The sequence below is a fragment of the Bacillus sp. BACIII genome (assembly GCF_057836745.1).
In genome coordinates this window covers 3,766,269-3,791,143 of sequence record NZ_CM174437.1, presented here as the reverse complement: position 1 = coordinate 3,791,143, position 24,875 = coordinate 3,766,269, and the positions used below count along the sequence as shown (strand labels likewise).

The following is a 24,875-nucleotide window of genomic DNA, read 5'->3' as shown; positions in this document are numbered from 1 at the left end:
GGCGATGAATAAGGTTGGTTTTTTTCGGTCGATTCAATTTAAGATCACGCTGATCTATGTGCTTCTTATTATCATTGCCATGCAGATTATCGGCGTGTACTTTGTGAAACAGGTGGAGAATTCTCTTCTCAAGTCCTATGAATTATCGTTAAATCAGCGGATTGATAACCTTTCCTATTATATTGAGCAGGAATATAAAGGGGACAATGACGGCACCGTCATTAAAGACGACGTCAAGCGTATTTTGAATGATTTTACGAAAAACAATGAAATACGGGAAATTACCTTTGTTGATAAAAGCTATGAGGTCGTCGGTTCTTCGAGGCCTTATGGCGAGGAAATAGCGGGGAAACAGACGACTGACCCGATTTTTAAACGGATTTTCTCTACAAAACAGGCCTATTCAAAAAAATATTATGATCCTAAAAGCAAAAACAGAGTGCTGATTTCGGCAAAACCGGTCATTACAGAGAATCAGGAAGTTGTCGGCGCGATATATGTCGTGGCCAGTATGGAAGATACCTTTAACCAAATGAAAACAGTCAACTCGATCCTTGCTTCAGGAACAGGCTTAGCCCTCGTTCTGACGGCTCTTCTCGGTATATTTCTCGCCCGGACCATTACCCATCCGCTTTCGGATATGCGTAAGCAGGCGATGGAACTGGCAAAAGGGAATTTCTCCAGAAAGGTTCGAAAATACGGGCATGATGAAATCGGTCAGCTCGCAACGACTTTCAACCATCTGACGAAAGAGCTTGAAGATGCCCAAGCCATGACGGAAGGGGAGAGAAGAAAGCTTTCTTCCGTTATCGCGTATATGACGGACGGCGTCATCGCCACGAATCGCAACGGGGCTATTATTCTGTTAAACAGCCCTGCGCTTGAGCTGCTGAATGTTTCACGTGAAACGGCTTTAGAGATGCCGATTACGTCTTTATTGGGCATAAAAGAGAACTTTACATTTGAGGATTTAGTAGAACAGCAGGACTCCATGCTGCTGGAGATCGAACGTGACGATGAAACGACTGTGCTGCGGGTCAATTTTTCCGTTATTCAGAGAGAGCACGGAAAAATTGATGGTTTAATCGCGGTTCTTTATGATGTCACCGAGCAGGAAAAACTCGATCGCGAGCGCAGAGAATTCGTTGCGAATGTGTCCCATGAACTTCGGACACCGCTGACGACAATGCGAAGCTATCTAGAGGCGCTTGCAGAAGGCGCGTGGGAAAACAAAGAGATCGCTCCGCGTTTCTTAATGGTGACCCAAAATGAAACTGAGCGCATGATCCGATTGGTGAATGATCTGCTTCAGCTGTCTAAGTTCGACAGCAAAGATTATCAGTTTAATCGAGAGTGGATTCATATGATCCGCTTTATGTCTCTGATTATTGACCGTTTTGAAATGACGAAAGAACAGCATGTCGAATTTATCCGCGAGCTGCCGGACAGAAATCTGTACGTGGAGATTGATCAGGATAAAGTGACGCAGGTTCTCGATAATATCATTTCTAACGCATTGAAATACTCACCGGAAGGCGGACATGTCACCTTCTCAGTCGATGTGAATGAGAAAGAAGAGCTGCTCTACATCAGCGTAAAAGATGAAGGGATCGGCATTCCGAAAAAAGATGTGGAAAAAGTATTTGACCGTTTCTACAGGGTTGATAAGGCGCGGACGAGAAAGCTAGGCGGCACCGGACTCGGCCTTGCGATTGCAAAAGAGATGGTTCAGGCGCACGGCGGGGACATTTGGGCCGACAGTGTAGAAGGCAAAGGCACGAAGATTACATTTACTCTTCCATATAAAGAAGAGCAAGAGGATGATTGGGATGAGGCGTGAAAATATAAAAACAGTCATACTGTCGGTGCTAGTCGTCATTAGTCTTGTTTTAACATGGGGAATTTGGACATTCCAGCCCAATTTCTCAGAAGGCACGGCCTCAACCAAATCGACTGTCCGGGAAAAGCATAAAATTGATAAAACGAGCCAAAAAATGTCGCAAACGGTAAAACCCCGGGATATGTTCATTCATACAAACGGCTCTCATTATAAAGTGGTTGATGAAACGCTCTTTAATGACCTGTGGGCGGATTTGCCGCAATGGGAAGTAAAAGGGATGAAGGATATTTCTGATCAATACGACAAACTCGGTTTTAAAAATTGGCTTTACGGCAGAAATGGGAATTCGGCAAAGCTTGATCTGCAATTCAATGACACCATTCCGATTGATTTCTTCCAAACGATGTTTAAATGGTCGAATCAGTCAATGGAATACAGCTCATTTGACCATATTGTCATTCCGTTTAATGAGAATAAGCCGAATAAGAAGATTTACATGGTCTCTTACAGCAAACAGCTGATTCTGGAAGTGACTGTCGAATCGGCAAATTACCGCAATCTGATGAACGAGCTGTACAGCAAAAAATCGAGTATGCCGTTATACCACCTCTATTCGGTCGGGAAAAGCAAAGAATTTCTCATGCCAAATGCGCGGTTTAATATGAAGGAAAAAGAATTTATCACTGAAACCATTAAGACGAACCTGTTTAAGCAGACGCTCTTTAACGATCCGAGCACGGTCAGAGAGGACCCGAATTACAATCGGAACGTGCTGACTGACGGAATCAGCCGTCTGGAAATCAATTCGACGCAGCGGCAGATACAGTTCCAGCACCGGAACCTGGCGCAAAGCGCTTCTTACCAAACGGGAGAGCTGATTAAGAAAAGCTATAAATATTTAGAGGATACGGGGAGCTGGACGGATCATTATCAATTTTTCAATGTGAGTGATAACCAGCAGCTGAGTTTCTACATGTTTAAAGATCAAATGCCTGTCATCAACAGCACGTCTAAGCCTTTCGGATCCGGGCCTGTTATAACCCTGCAATGGGCCAATGACGAGGTTCTCAGCTACAAGCGGCCGAACTATGTTCTCGGGCCGAATCCGATTAAAACAAAAGACGTAAAAATGATGAGCGGCAATGAGATTGTGTCTCTGCTGGAGCAGCAGGATAAATACGATGTGAACAAAATCGACCAGATCTTCCTGTCCTATCAAATGGTATCTTCGTCAACGAATGATCTTGTTGAGCTGGAACCCGTCTGGAGTATGAAAATCAACGGGAAGATCGTTCCGATTACGAAAGATCTGCTGGGGAAGGAGGAGGACGATAATGGAGTGGAATAAGACAAAAACGATCTTCATCATTGCCTTCCTCATCCTCGATATTTTTCTCGGCTATCAGTTTTTTGAAAAACGCTCAAGCAGTGAATACGAAGTGATTAAAAATTCAAATGTGGAAAAAGACATGGAGATGGATCATATCACATTCGGCAACCTGTCCTCTGATTCCGCGACGGGCTACCGGCTGACGGCGGGCCAAAAGGTATTTACCGCGGAAGATATTGATGCCTTGAAGGATCAAAAGCCTTTAATGGAGATGCCGGCGGATGATCACAAGGTCACGACGCTGAAAATGAAATTTACCGATCCGGTCGGTTTATCGAAGCAAAAACCGCAGGATGATGCCGAATCGCTCGTGAGCTCTAAAATAACCGGCGGTGAAAAATATAAACTGTGGAAAGTCGACAAGGATCAAAAACAGATCATTTTTTACCAGACGTATGACGGACAGTTTATTTATCAGGATTTTGACTCGTCCACGGATGCGATCGGACAGGTGATTCTGCATCTGAACGATAAAAACGAGGTCGTGTCTTACGAGCAGACCATGCTGGAGTCATTCAAGCGAATCCAGACGGAAAGCCTGATTCCTGAGCTGGATGCGGTCGAATTATTGTATTCTCAAAATTACTTAAAAGCGAATTGCGCCGTCAAAAGCGTCAAATTCGGCTATATTGCCCAATACCCGCTGACAAGTACGCAGGTGCTGGCGCCGGTATGGAGAATTACAATTGAAGATAAGTCAAAAGGGACGAAGAAAAAGACACAGCAAACGTACACTGTGAATGCTTTGGAAAGCACAGTCATTGATAACAATCAAAATAAATAATGGAGTGAGAACAAATGAGCTTGCAATTTAGCGTTCTTGCGAGCGGGAGTACCGGAAACGCGTTTTATCTGGAGACAGAGGAGCACTCTTTTCTGGTGGATGCCGGCCTGAGCGGTAAAGCGATGGACGGGCTGATGGAGAGAATCGGCCGCAAGATAGACGACGTGGACGGCATCTTTGTCACTCATGAGCACAGCGACCATATTAAAGGGCTCGGCGTCATTGCGAGAAAGTACGGTCTTCCCGTCTACGCTAATGAAAAGACGTGGAAAGCGATGGAGAATCAGATCGGCAAGCTGGATACCGGACAAAAGTTTTTGTTCCCGATGGAAAGCGTGAAATCTTTCGGCGGGCTTGATGTTGAGTCATTCGGCGTCTCTCATGACGCGGCCGAGCCGATGTTTTATGTTTTCCATTACCAAGGCAGAAAGCTCGCGCTGATGACGGACACCGGATATGTGAGCGACAGAATGAAAGGCATTATCCGTTCGGCCAATGTATTTGTGTTTGAAAGCAACCATGACGTCGGCATGCTGCAAATGGGCAGATACCCTTGGAGCATTAAGCGGCGGATTTTAAGCGATGTCGGCCACGTCTCAAATGAAGACGCGGCGCTCGCCATGACCGATGTCATCGGCGACGGCACATCACGCATTTATTTGGCGCATCTGAGCCAAGACAACAATATGAAGGAACTGGCGAGAATGTCCGTGCAGCAGACATTGGCTGCGAAAGGATTTGTCGCGGGGGAAACGTTTCAATTATTTGATACCGATCCGAAAATCCCGACGCCGCTGTGCGCCGTGTAATTTTTCCAAATGAATCATGATTATTAATCCGCGATATAACCCACACTATAAGCAAATTGAGTTCTCTTGAAAGGATTTGAGATAGGGTGGATTATAATCGCGATGATGAACAGTACGCCCCCGAACAGCCCCGCCGCAGCAAGAGAGGATACTTCCTTTCTAGTCTGATCGGCGTCATCGTCGGGGCCGCGCTCATGGCTTTACTGCTGCCGTACTGGACAGGCGGAGACCATGGTGAAAGCAGCAAAGGCGCCAATCAGCGTATCGGCAGCGAACAAGTGAAAACAGTCAACGTAAATGTCAATGATGCTGTCACGAATATGGTCAGCCGTGTATCGGATTCGGTAGTCGGCGTTCTCAATATCCAAAAGACCGATATTTGGGGAGAGGGCGGCGAAGCGGGAAGCGGGTCCGGTGTCATTTACAAAAAGAACGGAAACACTTCTTATATCGTAACCAATCACCATGTCATTGAAGGTGCGACTGAGATTGAGATCAGTCTGAAAGATGACTCGCGCGTGCCTGCCGAACTGATCGGGAGCGACCGTCTGATGGATCTGGCCGTGCTGAAGGTGAAGTCTGATAAAATCAAATCGGCCGCCCAGTTCGGCAATTCCGATCAAGTCAAAGTCGGAGAACCGGTCGTGGCGATCGGAAATCCGCTCGGGCTTGAATTTGCGGGCTCAGTGACACAGGGAATCATTTCTGGCAAGGAAAGGGCGGTGCCCGTTGACTCAAACGGCGACGGACAGCCGGACTGGAATGCGGAAGTGCTGCAGACCGACGCCGCGATTAATCCCGGCAACAGCGGCGGCGCTTTGATGGATATATCGGGTAAGGTGGTCGGCATCAACTCAATGAAGATTGCCGAATCCGCCGTTGAAGGGATCGGCCTGTCCATCCCTTCAAAGCTTGTCATTCCCGTTATTCAGGATTTAGAAAAATACGGAGAAGTCAGACGGCCTTTCCTCGGTATCGAGATGAAATCTTTAACGGATATTGCGAGCTACCATTGGAGCCAGACGCTGAAACTTCCGAAAGGTGTTAAAACCGGGGCGGTCATTATGGGTGTCGACGCGTTTTCACCGGCCGGCAAAGCAGGGCTGAAAAAGCTTGACGTGATCACCGATTTCGACGGTCATAAGGTCAATGACATTGTGGACCTTCGTGAACGTCTGTATCGCAAAAAGATCGGCGACCGTGTGAACATCACGTTCTACCGTTCAGGAAAGAAAAAAACAGCGGAAGTCAAACTGACAGAAGCGGATCGATTAAAGAAATAAAAAAACAGCCCGGACATCCGGGCTGTTTTTTATTGATTTATTTGTTAATATTATACTATTATGAAACAGGGAGGTGAAACACATGAAAACGGCTGATGTGGTCATCGTATTGAATGAAATTGAAGGTGAATGTGAAGGAAGAATTATTTTAGAATGCAGAATTTAAGAAAATGAAACATGTCATATCAAACGTCCTTTTTCGGGGCGCTTTTTTTATGCCGTTTTTTCCTGAAGGCGGGCCGCAACACGCTCAGTTGAAAATAGGCAGAAACAGACTGATGCTGCAAAATTGAAGCGGCAGGTGAAATTATTGTTATGTGCAGACTGCACCGTTTTCGGCGTTGACTTTAACCAATTCAGCTTAGATTCCGTTTTGTTTCAGATAAAAGCGAATAATAGAAGAGGAAGCGAAAAAAATAAACACAGGCTGATACATCTAAGGAGAGACTGCATCATGAATAAGTTGAAAGGCATCCGGATGCTGAGTGCAGCCGGCGGGTCCGCACTCATTGATTTGATAACGATGGGGCTTCACCACGGAACGGTTCTCGGAGCATATATTCGCTCTTTACGCGAAAAGCTGAGGGACAAAGAGCACAAGGTGCGGGGCGCCGGATGCAGGGCGGACCTGAGATGAAGCGGAGAAAGCTGTACAGAACCCTGCGATTCCAGCTCCTGTTCAGGTCACTGGCGATTTTGGCCCTGCTGTTATGCTTCATCGGCGGCACTCAGTACATGTTTATGGCACGGACGATGTATGAAAATCAGGCGATCAGCATCCAGAGCTATATCCATTCAATGAATCAAAGTGTATGGAGGTCAATCAAAACCCTTGCCCGTTCCGAAACACCGGCCCACCCGAATTTGATTTACCCCGGGATGACGGCTGCTTTTATCAATCCATCATACAAGATGTCTGTTTTATCAGAAGACCCGCAAGCGGGAGCCGCCCCATCTTTTCCGAAAAACGTGTATCGGGATGCGCTGACAGACCCCATGGCGCTTCACTATCAGGTGGCTCACAATAAAGCGGGTAAGGAAATCATCGCCGTGTTTCAGGCGATTTCCGTTGACGGAAGACAGGCGGGAGTTGTGCAAATGAGCACGCTGACACAGCCTCTGAATGATTCGCTTTTCCGCCAGATCGGCATTTTTGCGGTGCTTTCTTTTGCGGCTCTGGTCATCGGACTGTTTGTTTTCTTACCGATGATCCGGCTCACACTCAAGCCATTATCGCGCATTGGGCGTATGCTGGATGACATCAATGCCGCCAGTCTCGATAAACGGCTGCCGATTGATAAAAGGCATGCAGAAATGGAGTCGCTGGGCATATCCATCAATCAGATGCTGGGACGGATTGAAACCGCGTTTCAGGCGGAAAAAGAAGCGAAGGAGCGCATCCTGCAGTTTGTATCAGACACGTCACATGAGCTGAGAGCACCGCTTACCTCCATTCACGGCTTTATTGAAATTTTAATGCGCGGAGCGGCGGAGAAGCCGGAGCAGAAAGAAAAAGCGCTTCAAAGTCTGTACGCGGAATCCGCCAGAGCGAATAAGCTGATAGAGGACCTTCTGTTTCTCGCGAAGATGGACCGGGACCCGAGCTTTGAAATGAAAAAAGGCGCGCTGGGAGACGTCATTTTGGAAATGGAGGCTCAGCTGAGGCTGCTGGCGGGAAAACGGAAGCTCGAGTTTTTTGTCGATCAAAAGATTGAATCCGTTTTTGACAAAGACAAAATGAACCAGGTCATTCTCAATCTTTTTTACAATGCGGTGCAGCATACGGATGAAGAAACGGGCGTCATCACCGTCTCCCTGCAGAAAGACGGCGGAATCATGCTCATGATGGCGGACAACGGGACGGGCGTCGCCCCGGAGCATGTGCCTCATTTGTTTGACCGGTTTTACAGGGCAGAAACCTCCCGATCCCGTAAATACGGCGGCGCCGGGCTGGGTCTTGCCATTACAAAAACCATTATCGACAGCCATAACGGAACAATTGAAGTGAAAAGCGAGCAGGGAAAAGGCTCCGTGTTCGTAATCCGGCTGCCGGGGTAAGCCTGCTGATTCAAAAAAGATGCCCGCTTATACAAGAAAATTAGTAAAATTCACCCGGCATTGGCAGTGAGCGAGAACTTTTGATTTACCGGGGAGCGGCTCGCCAATCAGATATAACCTGACGAAAGGCTGAGGAGCATCTCAGCCTTTTTTCAGTTGGATTCATTTCGTCCGGTCCAGACCGAATTTTTTTAGGCGGTATTGCAAGCTTTGTCTGCTGATTCCGAGCTCGTTTGCCGTTTTGGATATGTTATTGCCGTGTTTTCTCAGGATCTTTTCGATCATATATTTTTCGAAGTTCTCCATTTTATCTTTTAAATCGGTGCCGGGCTGGGTGCTTGCGGCGGCTTTGGCGTCCGTGTCAGCCGGTTTGATTCTCATGCGGTACTGATAAGGAAGGTGGGCGGCCGTAATCGTCGTTTCATCCGTCATAAAGTTCATGGCGCCTTCAATCATATGTTCAAGCTCGCGAATGTTGCCCGGCCAGTCATATTCCAGGAAGAATCGCTGCACATCGTCACTGATCGAATCGACATGCATTTGGAACAGGTGATTGTTTTTCTGGATAAAGACTTCGGCCAGAGGCAGAATGTCCTCTTTGCGCTCCCTAAGCGGCGGAATGATCAGTGTGACAACGCTTAATCGGTAGTATAAATCTTTGCGCAGCCGCTCTTCTGAAATGGCGGTGATCGGGTCTTCATTCATCGTGGCGATGATGCGGACGTCAATCGGTTTGTCCTGCGCTGATCCGATGCGCCTGATTTTCTTTTCCTGAAGGGCACGGAGCAGTTTGGCCTGCAGGCTGAGATTGAGAGAATTGATCTCATCAAGGAGAAGGGTGCCTCCCTGCGCCTGCTCAAATAAGCCCGGCTGGTCGATGGCTCCGGTAAAGGCGCCTTTTTTCGTGCCGAATAAAATGCTTTCGACCAGACTGTCCGGCAGGGCGGCGCAGTTTTGTGATATAAACGGGGCGCCTGAGCGCTGGCTGCCGTTGTGAATGCTTTGGGCGAACAGTTCCTTGCCGGTTCCCGTCTCACCGGCCAAAAGCACGGACGATGACGTGCGGGTTGCCCGTTTCGCGTTTTCGATGACTTCCCGGATAACCGGGCTGTTGCCGAGAATGCTGTCAAACGTGTAGCTGTTTTGTTCTTTTCTGTGCATATTCTCCCTGATCAGCCGTTCGAGCTTGGTGACGTCTTTGGCGATCTCCACGGCGCCTTTGATCTCGCCGTTTTGCACAATCGGGAAGGTGTGGTTGATCGTCGTGATTTCCTGGCCTTTGTTATTGAAATAGCTTTGCTTTACATTTTTAATCGTTTTGCCTTCCTGAAGAGCCTGAACGAGTGTGCTGTCCTGCTGATTGGAAAACATAAATACATCAGTCAGGTTTTTATGCAGGACGTCCCGTTCATCCATATCTTCAATCTGCATCATTTTCTTATTGTAAATGACGGTGCTGCCCTTATCGTCCACCACATGCAGCCCGACATCAATCTCTTCCAGAATGCTTTGTAACACGAGTGTGAAAAATTCGCTGGTTGTGTGCAGGTCAATTCCCCCTCCCAATCGTCTTAACATTCATTATTTTAAAATAAATCGATCAGGAAACGCAAAAAAATGTTGCGCTTGGCTGATATTTTAAAAATAAATGGTAATTAAGGTAATAAAACCATTGACTTTTTTAGGGAAATGATTGATATTTAGATATATACTTAAATATCTAAATCATGCATGTATGAGAGGGGGAAAGTTCTTGAATAAAGCATTTAAAGCACTAGCCGATCCTACAAGGAGAAGAATTTTGGATTTATTAAAAAAACAAGATATGACAGCTGGAGAAATTGCGGAACACTTCGAAATGTCAAAACCCAGTATTTCTCATCACCTTAACATATTGAAAAATACTGATCTGGTTCACGATGAGAGGAAAGGCCAATTTATTATGTATTCATTAAATACCACTGTATTACAGGATCTTATAGGCTGGTTCTTTTCTTTGGCTGATTCAGAACATGATAATAAGAAAGGCGGGGAATCATGAAAAAATATCTCTTTTCGGCAGGAATCATTGTTTTAACTGTTTTAACATGGGTTTTCACATATTCATCTTTACCGGACATTTTGGCGACACACTGGGGATTAAACGGAAGTGCAAATGGTTACCAAACGAAAGCTAATGCGATGATGATGCTTATTGGCATAATGATTATTCTATATATTTTAATGGTTATCATCCCTAAGATTGATCCTAAAAATAACTACAACACATTTATTCGGCCATATATGGCTATATTTAATACAATGTTTGCGGTTCTGTTTGTCATTAATCTGATGACCATCTTGACCGGCCTGGGATATGATCTCCCTATATCTTATTTAGGAAACTTTATAGTGGGGGTCATTTTCATTGTGTTTGGAAACTTTATTCAGATCGTTAAGCCTAATTACTTTTTGGGGATAAGAACGCCTTGGACGCTGAGCAGTGAAAGAGTTTGGAAGGATACACACAGGGTTAGTTCGAAAATTTTTGTCTTAGCGGGCATTATCATGATGCTTGCAGCTTTTTTGCCGCCAGTGTATAGAGTGTCAGTCATTTTCATTGCCGCAATCGGCTGTATCATATTATCTTTACTATATTCTTACATTGTCTATCAAAGACAATTGAATAAATAACTGCTGAATGGGAGCAATCTAATTGGATTGCTCCTATTTTGTCAGCGGGAATGCAAAAAAATTTTGCGCTTGGCTGAAGTTTGCACGCAAACTGCCGGAAAATTTTGCAGGAAGAGAAAGAATGCTGGCGAAATATCCCGTTTTTTCGGATTGGCACGGAACTTGCTTTATAAAAAGGGAAAGCAATATCTTATGTTGAATGATATACAAAACAAGGGGGAATCAGATTATGTCAGCTTTCACAAAATCTCAAGAGATTATCAGCCAAACTTCACATTACGGTGCGAACAACTACCATCCTCTTCCGATCGTTATTTCTGAAGCGCAGGGTGTTTGGGTAAAAGACCCTGAAGGCAATCAATATATGGATATGCTCAGTGCTTATTCTGCCGTGAATCAGGGACACAGACATCCGAAGATCATTCAGGCGCTGAAGGATCAGGCGGATAAAATCACTTTGACGTCACGCGCGTTCCATAACGATCAGCTCGGCCCGTTTTATGAGAAAACAGCCAAGCTGACGGGAAAAGATATGATTCTGCCGATGAATACGGGGGCGGAAGCTGTTGAATCCGCTGTCAAAGCGGCGAGACGCTGGGCCTATGAGGTCAAAGAAGTAGAAGATAATCAGGCGGAAATCATTGCGTGTATCGGCAACTTCCACGGCAGAACGATGCTTGCGGTATCCCTTTCTTCAGAAGATGAGTATAAACGCGGTTTCGGACCTATGCTTCCGGGTATAAAATTAATTCCATACGGAGACGCGGAAGCGCTGCGCCGGGCGATTACGCCGAACACAGCCGCTTTCTTATTCGAACCGATTCAGGGAGAAGCGGGCATCGTTATTCCGCCGGAAGGATTTTTACAAGAAGCGGCCGCTATTTGTAAGGAAGAAAATGTGCTCTTGATCGCTGATGAAATTCAAACAGGACTCGGCCGGACAGGGAAAACATTCGCGGTTGACTGGGAAAATATCGTACCGGATATGTTTATCTTGGGTAAAGCGCTCGGAGGCGGTGTCTTCCCGATTTCGTGCATCGCGGCGAACCGTGATATTCTCGGCGTGTTTAATCCGGGTTCCCACGGCTCGACATTCGGCGGAAACCCGCTCGCTTGCGCGGTATCGCTCGCATCTCTTGAAGTCCTTGAGGAAGAAGGACTGGCAGAGCGTTCCCTTCAGCTTGGCCGGTATTTTAAAGAAGAGCTTGAGAAAATCGATAACCCTATCATAAAAGACGTGCGCGGACGCGGCCTGTTTATCGGCGTGGAACTGACTGAAGCGGCCCGCCCGTACTGTGAAAAGCTGAAAGGCGAAGGGCTTTTATGCAAAGAAACACATGATACCGTGATCCGTTTTGCACCGCCGTTAATGATTTCCAAGGAAGACTTGGACTGGGCGATCCAAAAGATCACAAACGTGCTTCAAAACGCGTAAAAACTTGATATGGCGACGCTTTCCCTCAGCTTGTATGGAATTAACAAATAAAAAATTCAGCACACTCTATTTGCGCGGCGACAGTATTTTAGTATAATGTATCTTTATGTACGAAAATGAATTTTATATAACTTTCATATACAAATAGAGCTCTTTGGACAGCAAATCGGTTTCAAAGCACCGGCTTGGTTCCAATACAAGTTGCTGAAGGGGTGCAGAATAGTGAATACAAATCAAAAAGAGAATCAGCTTCAGCGCACAATGAAATCGCGCCATTTGTTTATGATTTCATTGGGCGGAGTGATCGGCACCGGGTTTTTCCTGAGTACCGGATTTACAATCAACCAGGCGGGACCGCTGGGCGCGGTTCTGTCTTATCTGGTCGGCGGTTTTATTATGTTTTTGACAATGCTCTGCTTAGGCGAGCTTGCGGTTGCCCTTCCTGTATCAGGGTCGTTTCAGACGTACGCCACCAAATTCATCAGCCCCGCTTTCGGTTTCGCATTCGGCTGGCTGTACTGGCTCGGCTGGGCGGTGACATGCGCCATTGAGTTTTTATCTGCGGGACAATTGATGCTCCGCTGGTTTCCGCATGTTCCCGTATGGGTGTGGTGCCTCGTGTTTGTCGGGCTGATGTTCCTATTGAACGCCATTACCACAAAAGCGTTCGCTGAGTCGGAATTTTGGTTTTCCGGCATTAAAATTTTAGTCATTCTGCTGTTTATTGTTTTGGGCGGCGCCGCCATGTTCGGGCTGATCGATCTGAAACACGGCGAGCAGGCACCTTTCTTCTCTCATTTTTATGAGGATGGATTGTTTCCGAACGGCATGAAGGCGATGCTTGTTACGATGATTACCGTAAACTTCGCGTTCCAGGGAACGGAGCTGATCGGGGTTGCCGCGGGAGAAAGTGAAAACCCCGAGAAAACGATCCCGCGCTCTATCCGACAGACGGTATGGAGAACGCTTGTCTTCTTCGTTCTTTCCATCATCGTCATTGCCGGCATGATTCCGTGGAAGCAGGCGGGAGTGATCAAAAGCCCGTTTGTCGTGGTGTTTGAACAAATCGGAATCCCATATGCCGCCGATATCATGAACTTTGTTATCTTAATTGCGCTGCTGTCAGTGGCCAACTCAGGCCTGTTTGCATCGACGCGTATCCTATATGCCATGGCGAACGAAGGACAAGCTTTTAAAGCGCTCGGTAAAACAAATAAACGCGGCGTGCCGATGAACGCGCTGATCGTGACGCTGGCCGTCGCCTGTCTGTCGCTGCTGTCTAAAGTGGCAGCGCCGGAAACCGTTTATATGTTTCTCTTATCATTAGCCGGACTAAGCGCGCAGGTCGGCTGGATTACGATTTCTCTGTCGCAGCTGATGTTCAGACGGAAATACGTCCGCGAAGGCGGCAAAGTGAAAGACCTTAAGTTTAAAACACCGCTGTATCCGGTGCTGCCTATTATCGGGCTGACGTTAAATACGGTCGTTCTGATCAGTCTCGCATTTGATTCAGAACAGCGGCTCGCCCTTTATTGCGGCATCCCGTTCATGGTGGTGTGCGTTATCGTCTATCATCTGTATGTAAAAAAGCATAAACAGTCAGAAAAACAGATAGAGCTTTAAATCTTTTCGTGTCCAAGTCATCTTTGAGAAACCCGCACAGGACAACATACAACATGTTGAGGTGGAAAAACGGATGAACAAGAATATCTCAGTTATTGGAATGCCGATGGATTTAGGACAAGCACGACGCGGAGTGGACATGGGCCCGAGCGCCATCCGCTACGCGCATCTCATTGAACGGTTATCTGACATGGGGTATGCGGTGGAAGACTTAGGCGACATCCCCGTCAATCGTGAAAAACTCAAAAATGATGAAGAGCTGAAAAATCTGAACTCTGTGCTTTCAGGGAACGAGCAGCTCGCCCATAAGGTGGACAGCGTCATCGAGAATGAGCGGTTCCCTCTCGTCTTAGGCGGCGATCACAGCATCGCGATCGGAACGCTGACAGGAACGGCCAAGCATTATAAACAGCTCGGCGTCATCTGGTACGATGCGCACGGCGATCTAAATACGCTGGAAACATCGCCGTCAGGCAATATTCACGGAATGCCGCTGGCCGTCAGCCTCGGCGTCGGGCACGACACATTGGTGAATCTGGGCGGCTATGCTCCGAAAATCAAGCCGGAAAACGTCGTCATCATCGGCGCGAGATCGCTTGACGAAGGCGAGCGTGAATACATTAAGGAAACAGGCATGAAGGTTTATACGATGCATGAGATTGACCGCCTCGGCATGACGAAGGTCATTGAAGAAACCATTGACTACCTGTCAGACTGTGACGGCGTTCACCTCAGCCTTGATCTCGACGGCCTCGATCCGAGCGACGCGCCCGGCGTAGGGACGCCTGTCGTCGGCGGCATCAGCTACCGTGAAAGCCATTTGGCAATGGAAATGCTGCATGATGCCGACATTATCACCTCAGCTGAATTTGTCGAAGTCAACCCGATCCTCGATCACAAAAACAAAACCGGCAAAACAGCGGTTGAGCTGGTGGAATCTTTGTTGGGAAAAAAACTATTATAAAATATGCGCCTCCGCACCTGCGGAGGTTTTTTTGTTGCCACGAGGAAACTAGCAGGCTGTCACCCTCTTTTTGACCCTGTAAATATGATATATTTATTACACAAAATGGGAAAGGGAGGTGTCCTGACAGATGGCTGAGGTGATGGCCCACGAAACTGTTGCGAAAAAAATCAGTGACTGGTATGAAGAAATCAAAAAGCACAACACCGAATCGGCTGAGGCGTTAAGAGAACAACTGCTTACAGATCTGCAAAATATGACACAAAATCAAACGGTGCTCCTTTATTTTAATTTAATTGATTCCCGCTATAAGCTTTTGATGGAAGAGTATGAGAAAACAGACGGCATTTTAAAAACGATCCAGCTGACCGCCGATAAAGAAAAAACAGACCAGATGATTCAATACTATTATTACTTTTTTTCCGGAATGCACGAGTTTTACCAAAAACGGTTCATGAACGCCATTAATTTTTACAGGATTGCTGAAAGCAGGCTCCGGCACATACCGAATGAGATTGAAAGAGCCGAGTTTAATTATCAAGTGGCGATAGCCTATTATGAAATCCGCCAAAACTACTTTGCGATGAACCATGCGGAAAAAGCGTTAGAGATCTACAAAGCGAACGAAATGTACGCGGTCAGAGAAGCACAGTGTTTAATGGTGATCGGCTGTAACAGAATGGACCTGTTTCACTACCAGAAAGCTGAAGCGCTCCTGCAGACGGCAGTCCATCAAGCCGCCAAAGCGGGCGATCCGCACATTGAAGCGCTCGCCCACTTTAACGCAGGCATTTGCTATGAAAGACAGGAGAAATTGGAAGAGGCGCGAGTCGAATTTGAAATGGCTCTCGATCAAAAGGAGCATTTGCGATCAGCGTATTCGGTGCGGAGTCTGTACATGCTGGCCAGAGTATTATTGAAGCAGGAACAGACGGATGAGGGACGGTTTTGGCTGCATAAAGCGCTGAATGCCGCAGAAGACAAAAACGAGCCCGTATATACCCAAAAGCTGCGCATTTTACAGCATGTATTTATTGACCACAGTGAAGAAGCGCTTGAATCAGCCTTCGCCGAGTTAAGAAGGAAAGAGCTGTGGAGTGACGTTTCTGATTTATCGTATCAGGCTGCTGCGCATTTTAAAAAACAGGAGAATTACAAACTGGCGGCGAAGTATTTTCAGGAATCAATTGATGCCAATGACCAAATTTTGAGATTGACGGAGGGGATTCGTAATGAAAACATGTAAATTCATTGTACTCTCAGCAGCTTTGGCAAGTCTCATTTCGATTGGATTATTTGCGCAAACTGGTTCAACGGCACAAGCCGAACAAATCATAAAACCGGCGGAAAACGGAGCCTTCGGATAATATTTCATGAACCGCTTTCAGTCTGTGTTTTGTAAGGAGTGATTCAATGGCTATCACGCTGCAGCCGATGACAGGACAAGAATTTCAGTCCTATCTCGCTCATTCAACAAAGCATTACGCTGAAGAAAAGGTAAAAGCGGGAACGTGGCTGCCTGATGAAGCGCCGGAATTAGCGGAGCTGGCGTTTGATGACCTGCTTCCTGACGGCCTGGAAACGGCCGATCACTATTTATGGACGCTGACATTGGACGGTAAGGAAAATGCCGGCTGGCTGTGGCTGCACGCCGATCCGGACCACCCGCAGCACGACGCATTTATTTATGATTTCGGCCTTCATCAGCCTTTCCGCGGCAAAGGCTATGCAAAAGAGGCACTCGCAAGGCTGGAGGACAAAGCCAAAGATCTGGGTGTCCGCAAGATTTCTCTCCATGTGTTCGCTCATAACGAAACGGCGCGGAAGCTGTATGAGAAGACGGGATTCCTGGAGACCGATGTGATCATGAGTAAAGAGCTTTCTTGAAAAGAGGCCCGCACGATGGGCCTCTTTTGTTATTCATTTCCCGGGCAATGGCGGTAAGTTTTTGGACGGGCTCCGTATTGATAGCTAAATGAAATCGCGGCGTTCTCTTCTGTACTCATCGGCATCAAGCTGATCCGCCTTTAGGCAGAAAACCTCTGCCGAGCTCACGGCAGGGAGACGCCTCTGATCAGCCGTCCTCCTTCATGGCGCCGACGGTCTCTTCAATCGGCACCCGCGGATCAACCTCTGCAGATCATAAAGGTGCTTTTCCGACAAGCTCTTCATTCGATCCAATCCACATAGATCACCCCGAGATGAACGGCATGACTCACTCTGGCTGCTGTAGCCCTTCCTGCATGCCCATGCACCCTAACCCCAATGAGGAAACCGCAACGACTCGATTGTTATGTATTTGTTAGGACGATTATGCATATATTTTACTATTGTTATAAAATTTTTAAAAATCTGTAAATTGGCTATTTTTTTATCGCAATTCCGTCATATAATGCAAATGTGGAAAAATTATACTTTGAGAAAAGAGGCGAAGTAATATGTGTAAAAAGCTGTTCAAAGCCGTCATCCCGTTTGCCCTGTCGTTCACCATGGTTTTATCGTTCTCCGGTACGAATGTCAAAGCGAAAGAAACAGAAGCAGCCCGCTACGCAAAAGAAATCGCAGAGCTTCAGCAGGGCACGACCCCGCAAGACGTTCTCCGATCCGCCAAAGAGCTTGCCCAGCAGAAACATGTTTCAACAGAAGCGATCCTCAAGCAGTTTCATCAAGAAATCACGGCAGATAAGGTGCAAGGAAATGTAATCGCTTCCAAAGACGGGCTCTCTGCAATGGGCGGATCATCAGGCACAAAAAAACTTCCGAAAAGCACAAAAGGCAATATTTATTACACGAACTCATACACGGCTTATTACAACCACGGGCATGTCGGCATGTATTCATCCGCTGATAAAATTGTCGAATCCGTGCCGGGAGACGGCGTCCGCCAGATTGCTTATAACGGAAGAGAAGTCGAAGACAATTCAATCGTCCAGACCGTGAAAGTCACTGATGCCCAAAAACAAGCCGCCGCTGACTGGGCTGTATCAAGAGTGGGTGATGAATACTCCTTCAACTTCGTCAATAACAGAAATACGGGCCATGAAGGCGCCAAAAACTGCTCAAAACTGCTGTGGTCGGCATTCCTTTTAAAAGCCGGGATTGATATCGACTCTAACGGCGGCTTAGGTGTATATCCGCGTGACATCACAAGCTCGTCTTACACGACCACGATTCTGACCATTCACTAAGGGGAACAACGTGAAAAAAATCATCTGGATACCCTTAGTGATCATCCTTGCCGCAGCGGTCTTATGCTTCTTCTATTTCCGCACGGAAGAGCCTGCGGAGGTTGATAGGGAAACATTAAATGATCCTGATTTTCTGAAAGATAAAGAAGCGCTGCTGTATTTCTCCACTGCGGCTGACCAAGACACGTTCGGCGGCGGAAAAAGCTATGCCCTCTTCGCCGATAAAAAGGGGCGGCTCTCTTCTTATCAAATGAAGGGGCTTGAGCTCGGATCGGCCAAAGTGAATGACGGCAGCGTGCTGCTGGAGGACAAAAAAGGAATCTACACCGTTCAAAATGGTCTTCACACATATAAAAGAACGTATCAGCATACGGGAGACAGCGCCGGGTATATCGAACGGACGAAAGGCTTTTACACGCTGTACAATTCGGGCTACGACAAGAGCGGCGGCAGCTACCGCTCAGAGCTGTACCGCCAGATTGACGGCAGGTTGAAGCAAGACGTCATCCCGCACTATATCCGCGCCTCAGGCTTTTTTAAAGATCATCTTTTCGCGCTCACGCCGACAGATGACGAAAAAGGCTATCACATACAAGATATTCAGGCCGATAAAGAAAAGCTCCATACAAAATCCATCGCGACATGGACGTATAAAGAAGGCACGTCAGTCGAATCCCAGCTCGCCGCGGACGACGGCGCCGTCTGCTTTGTCACCAGAGGGGAAAAAGCAGACCGCATCTATCAAATGGTGAAAGTTATGAGAAAGAGCGGCGCGATCAAAACATATGACATCGCCGCTTATAAAAATGACGAACAGACTATCTATGACTCCATGCCGTTCAGCTTCAAAAAAAGCTTTTTCATGGAGCGGCGCAGCTTCTATTTCGTTGACGGCTTCGGTACCGTCTACCGCATCAACCCTGAGACCGGAAAAAGCAAAAAGGCCTTCACCCTCCCCGCATCACGAATGAAAGCCGACTTCAAAGACCTGACGCATCAAAACGGAAAGCTGTATCTGTTCACGTACAGCTACAAAAAGCCTGCCAAAATTGAATCCTTCGACCTGAAAACGGGCAAAAAACTGAACGACCGGACTATCCCCAGCCTGAAAGACATCATCACGCCGAAAAGCCATCTCAAGCTGTATGATGTGCAGGTGATGGGCGGGTTTTGAAGAGTATGAACATTTGGGAAGAGCTTGCCGCTTTTGGTAAGCTTTTTATAATGAAACGTTATTGCAAGAAAAAAGCCGACCGAACATAGAAATAGAGGAATTTGCACCGTAAAAGCAGAAGACAGTCAGGTGAAGGAGGGAGCCGATGAAGAAAAAGCTTGCCGCGGTGACCGTCACCATTCTCCTGGTTTCCGTGATAACCAACTCATTTTTAAACGGCGGAAAGCCGGACTGGATTGACGTATGCTGTACGCTGCTGGCGTGTCTATTAGGAATTCTGTTCGTCCTTCGCTTAGAAAAAAGAGAAAACACGTAAAGAGCCGGATGCTGCAAACGCCGGCTCTTTTTGCGCGTGATTTGCCGAATTGTGGATAAAACTCAGCCCGAAGCACTACTAACATGTGTATAAATAGGTTATATTGAGAAGAGAACAATTGCCGCGCGCAAAAGAAAACCGGAGGATGTAACAATGAAAACCGCTTATTATTCTTGTGAAGAACATATCGAAACCGTGCTGGACATGTACATAGATGATCATGAGCTTCCGCCCGAAATCAGAAAAATCGAACATACTAACAGTTTATCCACAGCCTGTGAATTATGTGGGGACACTGCAACATATCTAGTAGGGAACGAATGATCCTACACAAAATACAGAAAAGATATCCACAATTGTGGACAATATATATGAATAACTTGTTTCTAAAGTGGGGATGACCTGTGAATATCAATATTGTGACCATCGGAAAGCTAAAAGAAAAATACCTCAAGCAAGGCATTGAAGAATACAAAAAACGACTCTCAGCCTACGCAAAAATCGACATCATCGAACTCCCGGACGAAAAAGCTCCGGAAAACCTGAGCGACCAAGACATGAAAATCGTCAAAGACAAAGAAGGCGAACGCATTCTGGCCAAAATCAGCCCGGACACCCACGTCATCGCCCTCGCCATCGAAGGAAAAATGAAAACATCCGAAGAACTGGCCGATACAATAGATAAGCTGGCGACTTATGGAAAAAGCAAAATCACCTTCGTCATCGGCGGCTCACTCGGCCTAAGCGACGCCGTCATGAAACGGGCAGACGACAAACTGTCATTTTCGAAGATGACATTTCCTCATCAGCTGATGCGTCTGATATTAGTGGAGCAGATTTACCGGGCTTTTCGGATTAATCGTGGGGAGCCTTATCATAAGTGAGTGGGGGTTTTATTGACGGATTTTAGGAAAATAAATAAGATTCTAAGATATAACTAAAAAATTTATAAGGGTGGTGTTGGAAATGTTTGATGTGAATTATGAAGAATTTGAAAAATATGAGGAAGAAAGTGAAGAAGATCTAAGAACAGTTCCTGATACTTTTTCTGAAGCAGTAATTTGGGGAACTGATTGGACGGTAGAAACTATTAACTCTCAACTTAGCAAAGGTAATATTGATCTAAATCCTAAATTCCAGCGTAGGGATGCATGGAATGATATGAATAAATCAAGACTAGTGGAATCATTAATGCTGGGAATTCCCGTCCCACCAATTATACTTGCTGAGAAAAAAGACAATAAGGGTAAGTATATCGTTATTGATGGAAAGCAGAGGCTTCTTGCCATTAGACAATTTTGCGCAAAAAAAGAAAGTGGTTTTAACAAGTTAAAGTTGAAGAGTCTCCAATTTTTAACTGAACTTAATGGGAAAATCATTGAACAAATTGAAGATGACTATAGCTATGTTGATTACAAAAATCAATTTGAAAATCAAACAATTCGAACGGTTGTCATAAAAAATTGGCCAAATGAGGAATTTTTATTCACCGTCTTCCTTCGTTTAAATACAGGAAGTAAGAAACTTTCACCTCAGGAGTTAAGACAAGCACTTCATCCGGGCCCATTTTTAGACTTTTTAGATGATGCAACTGCAAATAGTCAAACATTCTGGGAACTTCTTAATAATAACGAACCTGACTCCCGTATGAGGGATGTGGAACTTGCATTAAGGTTTTATGCATTTAAACATAACTTAGAAAGAAATGAAGGTAACTTAAAATTGTTTTTAGATGACACCTGTCTGTTATTGAATGAAAATTGGGAAAAAAAGGAGGATGAAATCAAAGGAAACTTTAGGGATTTAGAAAACGCAATCAATCTATGTATTGATATTTTTGGTAAAGGTGCTTTTAGCAGATTTGACGGAAATAAGTATAATAATAGATTTAATAGACCTTTATTTGAAGTATTTACTTTTTATCTTTCAAATAAGGAAATATACAATTGTATTAAAAAGAATAAGGAAGGATTCAAAAAAGATTTTGAAAACATCAGTACAATTGATAGTGAATTCAATGAATCCATTTCATCTTCTACTAAAGGGTTATCTAAAGTTAGATTTAGGTTTAATAAGATTGCTGATATAATATCAACCTTTACAGACTTTCCAGTTCCGAAGTTGGTAAAATCTGATAATCGACTGAGCATAATGATGGAGGAATAATGGTGGAGGATGTTAAGACCTATTCCAATAGATATAATAATCTAGAAAGCAGATTAAATGACTTAGAAAATCATTATGTATCTCAGTTGTATGAAAAGTCTGTCATTGATTTAAACCCAAAAGAACTAGATATGTGTAGGGGTTATAGAGTACTATGTCACGCAGAAGTGGAAAGCTACTTAGAGGACAGAGCATTAGAATTGTTAAACTTTTCACGAAGTAACTGGTTTCAACATAAGAAAATAAGTACAAGCCTTCTTTCTCTGTTCGCTCATTACAAATTTCTTGATAATCCTGAAATCAACGGATATGAGGAGGTGAGTGAAAGAAATAATAATAGAAAATATATGAAGTTAGAAGAAAAGATAGGAAAAATATGTGCAGATTTCAAAGAGGAAAAGATTAAAATGAATCACGGACTTAAACAAAAAAACCTCATCAATTTACTAGTTCCACTAGGAATAGATATATTTGAATTAGATACAGCATGGTTAAGTACTATGGATTCTTTTGGCTCGAGAAGAGGAGAAACAGCGCACACCTCGGTACATACTCAGCAACCAATAGATTTAACTACAGAGAAAAATGATTTGGAAATAATTAAGCATGGGTTAAAAGAATTGGATGAAATAATTGATAATATGCTAAAAGAGTAACCTAAAGGAATAAGCTTTAATGCTTATTCCTTTTTGCAAACAGATTATTATCAGATATAGATATTAGCATCTACGAAGTATATTTCAATTTGTTTTTTTGAGAGTAAAAAAAACTATAATATATTATTTTATACATAAGTAGTTATTCTTTTTGAAGGGTGAGATTATATTATGAGGGTGAGAATAGATTCAAAAAAAATAAGTTCCTCATCGAATATAAAGAATAGTGTCAATTATGATGTAGCTGTAGATGAAATTAAAGATCAGTTAACGCAACAATTGTTGTTTGGAAATAATTCTTGTTTTTTGATATCGGGATATAGAGGCACAGGAAAAACTACACTGATTAAAAAATTAGAAGAAGAGATACAGGATAAAAGTTATATATTTGTACACTTAAATCTTTCTAAATATGAAGATTATTCATTGATTCTGAGAAAGCTAATAAGAGAAATATATCTCACTTTATCTTCAAGTAAAATATATAAACAAATAAAAAATAAACAATTAATAGATAATATTGAATTGCTCTATGATCATACATTTTATGAGATTTTCAGCAGTTCAAATTTCAAGAATTTAAAAGAGTTTAATAGTAATTTGGAAGGGAGTTTTAGTTTTAAGGATATAGTTAAGTCTTTAATGCCATTAGTGGTAGTAGTTCTTATGAGCCTAAATATTAGCTTCGATATCTTTCCCAACTTTTTTAAGAATTCGGGTATTGGCTTATTAGTGTTGAGTATATGCTGGTTTATTATAGATGGATCAAAATTAAAACTTGAAATTCAAAAGAGAAATTCCTGTGTAGAAGAATTAAATAGAAAGTCATTATATGATGATGAAATAGCTGAGTATCATCTAAGAAATATTCTAGAGGAATTGAAGAAAGAAGGCATAAAAACAATAATTGTTCTTGATGAGTTAGATAAAATTGAAAACGAAAATGATATGACAAGTATAATATCTGATTTAAAACCACTGCTTTTATCAGATTTAGCTAGTTTTATTGTAATATCAGGGCAAAAGTTATATTATAAATTTATAAATTCCAGCGTGCTAGATAATTCAATTATGACAAGTATTTTTGCGAAGAGTATACATATTCCATTGACTACTAATATAGGTTTAGAGAAATTGTTTAATTCTTATTTAATCGATTCATCTAATATAAATACTGAATTAATAAGTAGTTATAAGGATTCATTAATTCTGAATTCTTATAGAACATTGAGAAGATTTAACAATTTGATTTTACAAGACATAGAGTGGGATAGTAATGAATCTTATTTATTAATAGATGAATCTAATTTAGATTCTTACAAAACTGATTCAATAATACTAGAGATAATAACAAAGATAGTTGAAACAAATATAGACAACTCTGATTTTGATAGCGGAGTTAAAGATTTTTTAACTTATCAATTATTTATATGGATTAAGAAAATGAAATTAAAAGGTAACACATATTTCACCAATAGTGAAGTTTATGATTTTGAAGGAGATTACTCAGAACAATATCCATTTTGGACTAAGTTTCAATTAAATGAAATGTGTAATAAGTTATTAAACAGTTTGTTAGATAGAAACTTGCTGGGGAAAAAATCAAATAATGATGATGAAGAAATCTATTATAGATGGACAGCGCAAGCGAATATAAAAATAGATGGTATTAGTAATGACCAATCTCAAGGAAAAATAAAGTTTTTAGAAGGTATGATAGAGATTGAAAAATACTGCAGGGATATACTGGTAGATATAGAAGGAGATAAAAACAAATACAGTAAACAGAGCCTCATGAAACTTGTAAAGAAACTAGTGGACATGGGTATTTTAGAGGGGAAATGGTTAAGTGATAGAAACAAAGGTTTATACAGATTAAGTAATAAAATTAGACACGGAGAAATGTTAAGTATAAAAGAGGTTGATCAGATAATCCGGAATACCAATTATATTAGGATTTCAATATCCGAACTATTTGAACGGTATTGTTTTTATGTTATCAATAGATATCTAACAGTATTTGGTTACAATGTGTATAATAGTTGGAAAAACAGAGATATAAATAATTCAATTAATCAATTTGATATATTTGCAGAGAATAATAAATGGGGTGACATTATTTTTGAAATAAAGTATAGGAACTTTACAACAAGTAATGATATGGATATGGGTTATAGATTAATACACTTATTAAAAGAACACAATTCCAAGACTCGAAAAAGAAACAAACTTGTTATATTTTGGTTCTCTGAAGAAGGTAGAAAAGCTTTTGAGAGGTTTAAGAGTATGATCAATAATGTAATTATAAATGAATACAATGAGTTAAAAGGTGATATATATCTATTTTATGCATCTGAATCTAGAACTCATTTTAGTACCGGTAGAATGAAATCCTACCTGGATAAAGTAATACAACCCCGTCTTTTGGAGAATGAAAATGAAGTAGCAGCAACCGCAGATGAACTCAAATAAGTAAAATACCATTTTAATAGACATGAACAGCCTTATCATAAAAC

General features: G+C 43.6%; 24 protein-coding genes. 23 read left to right on the top strand and 1 reads right to left on the bottom strand.

The genetic code is table 11. The annotated features are described in order from the left end of the window. Nucleotides 1–4 precede the first annotated feature (4 nt). The 7 genes from walK to ACXN9U_RS18640 all read left to right on the top strand — a co-directional run bounded on the left by walK (nucleotide 5) and on the right by ACXN9U_RS18640 (nucleotide 8,164). Nucleotides 5–1,840, top strand: coding sequence for a cell wall metabolism sensor histidine kinase WalK (walK, locus tag ACXN9U_RS18670; protein WP_016937371.1), 1,836 nt, complete (start codon nucleotides 5–7; stop codon nucleotides 1,838–1,840). Next, complete coding sequence (gene walH / locus ACXN9U_RS18665) at nucleotides 1,830–3,188, top strand: WalRK two-component regulatory system regulator WalH (protein WP_060963840.1); 1,359 nt, start codon at nucleotides 1,830–1,832, stop codon at nucleotides 3,186–3,188. The genes walK and walH overlap by 11 nt, the downstream gene beginning before the upstream one ends. Beyond that, nucleotides 3,175–4,014 carry a two-component system regulatory protein YycI gene (locus ACXN9U_RS18660; protein WP_016937373.1) on the top strand — a complete coding sequence of 280 codons (840 nt, stop codon included), beginning with the start codon at nucleotides 3,175–3,177 and terminating at the stop codon, nucleotides 4,012–4,014. The genes walH and ACXN9U_RS18660 overlap by 14 nt, the downstream gene beginning before the upstream one ends. A 14-nt stretch (nucleotides 4,015–4,028) precedes the next feature. Further along, nucleotides 4,029–4,823: an MBL fold metallo-hydrolase gene (locus tag ACXN9U_RS18655; protein WP_016937374.1), complete on the top strand. Its 795-nt coding sequence runs from the start codon at nucleotides 4,029–4,031 to the stop codon at nucleotides 4,821–4,823. A gap of 86 nt (nucleotides 4,824–4,909) precedes the next feature. Then, nucleotides 4,910–6,106, top strand: a complete 1,197-nt coding sequence (locus ACXN9U_RS18650) for a S1C family serine protease (protein ID WP_060963841.1) — start codon at nucleotides 4,910–4,912, stop codon at nucleotides 6,104–6,106. Nucleotides 6,107–6,560: 454 nt separating this feature from the next. After that, complete coding sequence (locus ACXN9U_RS18645; RefSeq protein ID WP_489202024.1) at nucleotides 6,561–6,743, top strand: hypothetical protein; 183 nt, start codon at nucleotides 6,561–6,563, stop codon at nucleotides 6,741–6,743. Next, the gene (locus ACXN9U_RS18640) at nucleotides 6,740–8,164 is read left to right on the top strand and encodes a sensor histidine kinase (RefSeq protein ID WP_489202023.1); all 1,425 of its coding nucleotides are present in this window, start codon (nucleotides 6,740–6,742) and stop codon (nucleotides 8,162–8,164) included. The genes ACXN9U_RS18645 and ACXN9U_RS18640 overlap by 4 nt, the downstream gene beginning before the upstream one ends. 162 nt (nucleotides 8,165–8,326) lie before the next feature. Here the strand turns inward: ACXN9U_RS18640 and ACXN9U_RS18635 are convergent, their stop codons facing one another. Next, nucleotides 8,327–9,742 carry a sigma-54 interaction domain-containing protein gene (locus ACXN9U_RS18635; RefSeq protein ID WP_489202022.1) on the bottom strand — a complete coding sequence of 472 codons (1,416 nt, stop codon included), beginning with the start codon at nucleotides 9,740–9,742 and terminating at the stop codon, nucleotides 8,327–8,329. Nucleotides 9,743–9,917: 175 nt separating this feature from the next. Between ACXN9U_RS18635 and ACXN9U_RS18630 the strand changes: the two genes are divergently transcribed. The 16 genes from ACXN9U_RS18630 to ACXN9U_RS18555 all read left to right on the top strand — a co-directional run bounded on the left by ACXN9U_RS18630 (nucleotide 9,918) and on the right by ACXN9U_RS18555 (nucleotide 24,831). After that, nucleotides 9,918–10,205 (top strand): autorepressor SdpR family transcription factor, encoded by a 288-nt coding sequence (locus ACXN9U_RS18630; RefSeq protein WP_047477365.1) that lies wholly within the window; start codon nucleotides 9,918–9,920, stop codon nucleotides 10,203–10,205. Next, complete coding sequence (locus ACXN9U_RS18625) at nucleotides 10,202–10,837, top strand: SdpI family protein (RefSeq protein ID WP_489202021.1); 636 nt, start codon at nucleotides 10,202–10,204, stop codon at nucleotides 10,835–10,837. The genes ACXN9U_RS18630 and ACXN9U_RS18625 overlap by 4 nt, the downstream gene beginning before the upstream one ends. 229 nt (nucleotides 10,838–11,066) lie before the next feature. Then, entirely contained in the window at nucleotides 11,067–12,272 is a 1,206-nt protein-coding gene (locus ACXN9U_RS18620; RefSeq protein WP_060963846.1) for an ornithine--oxo-acid transaminase, read from the top strand. A gap of 222 nt (nucleotides 12,273–12,494) precedes the next feature. Further along, nucleotides 12,495–13,895: an amino acid permease gene (locus ACXN9U_RS18615; protein WP_060963847.1), complete on the top strand. Its 1,401-nt coding sequence runs from the start codon at nucleotides 12,495–12,497 to the stop codon at nucleotides 13,893–13,895. Between the two features lie 73 nt (nucleotides 13,896–13,968). Continuing rightward, nucleotides 13,969–14,859 carry an arginase gene (gene rocF / locus ACXN9U_RS18610; protein ID WP_016937381.1) on the top strand — a complete coding sequence of 297 codons (891 nt, stop codon included), beginning with the start codon at nucleotides 13,969–13,971 and terminating at the stop codon, nucleotides 14,857–14,859. A 130-nt stretch (nucleotides 14,860–14,989) separates the two neighbouring features. Further along, nucleotides 14,990–16,105, top strand: coding sequence for a response regulator aspartate phosphatase (locus ACXN9U_RS18605; protein WP_060963848.1), 1,116 nt, complete (start codon nucleotides 14,990–14,992; stop codon nucleotides 16,103–16,105). Further along, nucleotides 16,092–16,226: a hypothetical protein gene (locus ACXN9U_RS18600; protein WP_007407881.1), complete on the top strand. Its 135-nt coding sequence runs from the start codon at nucleotides 16,092–16,094 to the stop codon at nucleotides 16,224–16,226. Before ACXN9U_RS18605 ends, ACXN9U_RS18600 begins: the two co-directional genes overlap by 14 nt. 46 nt (nucleotides 16,227–16,272) lie before the next feature. Continuing rightward, nucleotides 16,273–16,746, top strand: coding sequence for a GNAT family N-acetyltransferase (locus tag ACXN9U_RS18595; RefSeq protein WP_060963849.1), 474 nt, complete (start codon nucleotides 16,273–16,275; stop codon nucleotides 16,744–16,746). A gap of 551 nt (nucleotides 16,747–17,297) precedes the next feature. Further along, nucleotides 17,298–18,047 (top strand): hypothetical protein, encoded by a 750-nt coding sequence (locus ACXN9U_RS18590; protein WP_489202020.1) that lies wholly within the window; start codon nucleotides 17,298–17,300, stop codon nucleotides 18,045–18,047. A 10-nt stretch (nucleotides 18,048–18,057) separates the two neighbouring features. Beyond that, nucleotides 18,058–19,221, top strand: coding sequence for a hypothetical protein (locus ACXN9U_RS18585; protein WP_489202019.1), 1,164 nt, complete (start codon nucleotides 18,058–18,060; stop codon nucleotides 19,219–19,221). Between the two features lie 145 nt (nucleotides 19,222–19,366). Next, the gene (locus ACXN9U_RS18580) at nucleotides 19,367–19,537 is read left to right on the top strand and encodes a hypothetical protein (protein WP_004393146.1); all 171 of its coding nucleotides are present in this window, start codon (nucleotides 19,367–19,369) and stop codon (nucleotides 19,535–19,537) included. Nucleotides 19,538–19,690: 153 nt separating this feature from the next. Beyond that, nucleotides 19,691–19,861, top strand: a complete 171-nt coding sequence (locus ACXN9U_RS18575; protein ID WP_004393147.1) for a CxxH/CxxC protein — start codon at nucleotides 19,691–19,693, stop codon at nucleotides 19,859–19,861. An 80-nt stretch (nucleotides 19,862–19,941) separates the two neighbouring features. Then, nucleotides 19,942–20,421, top strand: coding sequence for a 23S rRNA (pseudouridine(1915)-N(3))-methyltransferase RlmH (rlmH, locus tag ACXN9U_RS18570; RefSeq protein WP_013354196.1), 480 nt, complete (start codon nucleotides 19,942–19,944; stop codon nucleotides 20,419–20,421). 82 nt (nucleotides 20,422–20,503) lie between these two features. After that, the gene (locus ACXN9U_RS18565; RefSeq protein ID WP_489202018.1) at nucleotides 20,504–21,703 is read left to right on the top strand and encodes a GmrSD restriction endonuclease domain-containing protein; all 1,200 of its coding nucleotides are present in this window, start codon (nucleotides 20,504–20,506) and stop codon (nucleotides 21,701–21,703) included. A gap of 2 nt (nucleotides 21,704–21,705) precedes the next feature. Continuing rightward, the gene (locus ACXN9U_RS18560) at nucleotides 21,706–22,359 is read left to right on the top strand and encodes a HEPN domain-containing protein (RefSeq protein ID WP_182069207.1); all 654 of its coding nucleotides are present in this window, start codon (nucleotides 21,706–21,708) and stop codon (nucleotides 22,357–22,359) included. Between the two features lie 171 nt (nucleotides 22,360–22,530). Further along, the gene (locus ACXN9U_RS18555; protein ID WP_489202017.1) at nucleotides 22,531–24,831 is read left to right on the top strand and encodes an ATP-binding protein; all 2,301 of its coding nucleotides are present in this window, start codon (nucleotides 22,531–22,533) and stop codon (nucleotides 24,829–24,831) included. Nucleotides 24,832–24,875: the final 44 nt, after the last annotated feature.

What these genes read in the sequence shown, in the direction of transcription:
- walK (WP_016937371.1), top strand. Translation starts at nt 5, where the DNA reads ATGAATAAGGTTGGTTTTTTTCGGTCGATTCAATTTAAGATCACGCTG.
- walH (WP_060963840.1), top strand. Translation starts at nt 1,830, where the DNA reads ATGAGGCGTGAAAATATAAAAACAGTCATACTGTCGGTGCTAGTCGTC.
- ACXN9U_RS18660 (WP_016937373.1), top strand. Translation starts at nt 3,175, where the DNA reads ATGGAGTGGAATAAGACAAAAACGATCTTCATCATTGCCTTCCTCATC.
- ACXN9U_RS18655 (WP_016937374.1), top strand. Translation starts at nt 4,029, where the DNA reads ATGAGCTTGCAATTTAGCGTTCTTGCGAGCGGGAGTACCGGAAACGCG.
- ACXN9U_RS18645 (WP_489202024.1), top strand. Translation starts at nt 6,561, where the DNA reads ATGAATAAGTTGAAAGGCATCCGGATGCTGAGTGCAGCCGGCGGGTCC.
- ACXN9U_RS18640 (WP_489202023.1), top strand. Translation starts at nt 6,740, where the DNA reads ATGAAGCGGAGAAAGCTGTACAGAACCCTGCGATTCCAGCTCCTGTTC.
- ACXN9U_RS18635 (WP_489202022.1), bottom strand. Translation starts at nt 9,742, where the DNA reads ATGTTAAGACGATTGGGAGGGGGAATTGACCTGCACACAACCAGCGAA.
- ACXN9U_RS18625 (WP_489202021.1), top strand. Translation starts at nt 10,202, where the DNA reads ATGAAAAAATATCTCTTTTCGGCAGGAATCATTGTTTTAACTGTTTTA.
- ACXN9U_RS18620 (WP_060963846.1), top strand. Translation starts at nt 11,067, where the DNA reads ATGTCAGCTTTCACAAAATCTCAAGAGATTATCAGCCAAACTTCACAT.
- rocF (WP_016937381.1), top strand. Translation starts at nt 13,969, where the DNA reads ATGAACAAGAATATCTCAGTTATTGGAATGCCGATGGATTTAGGACAA.
- ACXN9U_RS18605 (WP_060963848.1), top strand. Translation starts at nt 14,990, where the DNA reads ATGGCTGAGGTGATGGCCCACGAAACTGTTGCGAAAAAAATCAGTGAC.
- ACXN9U_RS18600 (WP_007407881.1), top strand. Translation starts at nt 16,092, where the DNA reads ATGAAAACATGTAAATTCATTGTACTCTCAGCAGCTTTGGCAAGTCTC.
- ACXN9U_RS18595 (WP_060963849.1), top strand. Translation starts at nt 16,273, where the DNA reads ATGGCTATCACGCTGCAGCCGATGACAGGACAAGAATTTCAGTCCTAT.
- ACXN9U_RS18590 (WP_489202020.1), top strand. Translation starts at nt 17,298, where the DNA reads ATGTGTAAAAAGCTGTTCAAAGCCGTCATCCCGTTTGCCCTGTCGTTC.
- ACXN9U_RS18580 (WP_004393146.1), top strand. Translation starts at nt 19,367, where the DNA reads ATGAAGAAAAAGCTTGCCGCGGTGACCGTCACCATTCTCCTGGTTTCC.
- ACXN9U_RS18575 (WP_004393147.1), top strand. Translation starts at nt 19,691, where the DNA reads ATGAAAACCGCTTATTATTCTTGTGAAGAACATATCGAAACCGTGCTG.
- ACXN9U_RS18565 (WP_489202018.1), top strand. Translation starts at nt 20,504, where the DNA reads ATGTTTGATGTGAATTATGAAGAATTTGAAAAATATGAGGAAGAAAGT.
- ACXN9U_RS18555 (WP_489202017.1), top strand. Translation starts at nt 22,531, where the DNA reads ATGAGGGTGAGAATAGATTCAAAAAAAATAAGTTCCTCATCGAATATA.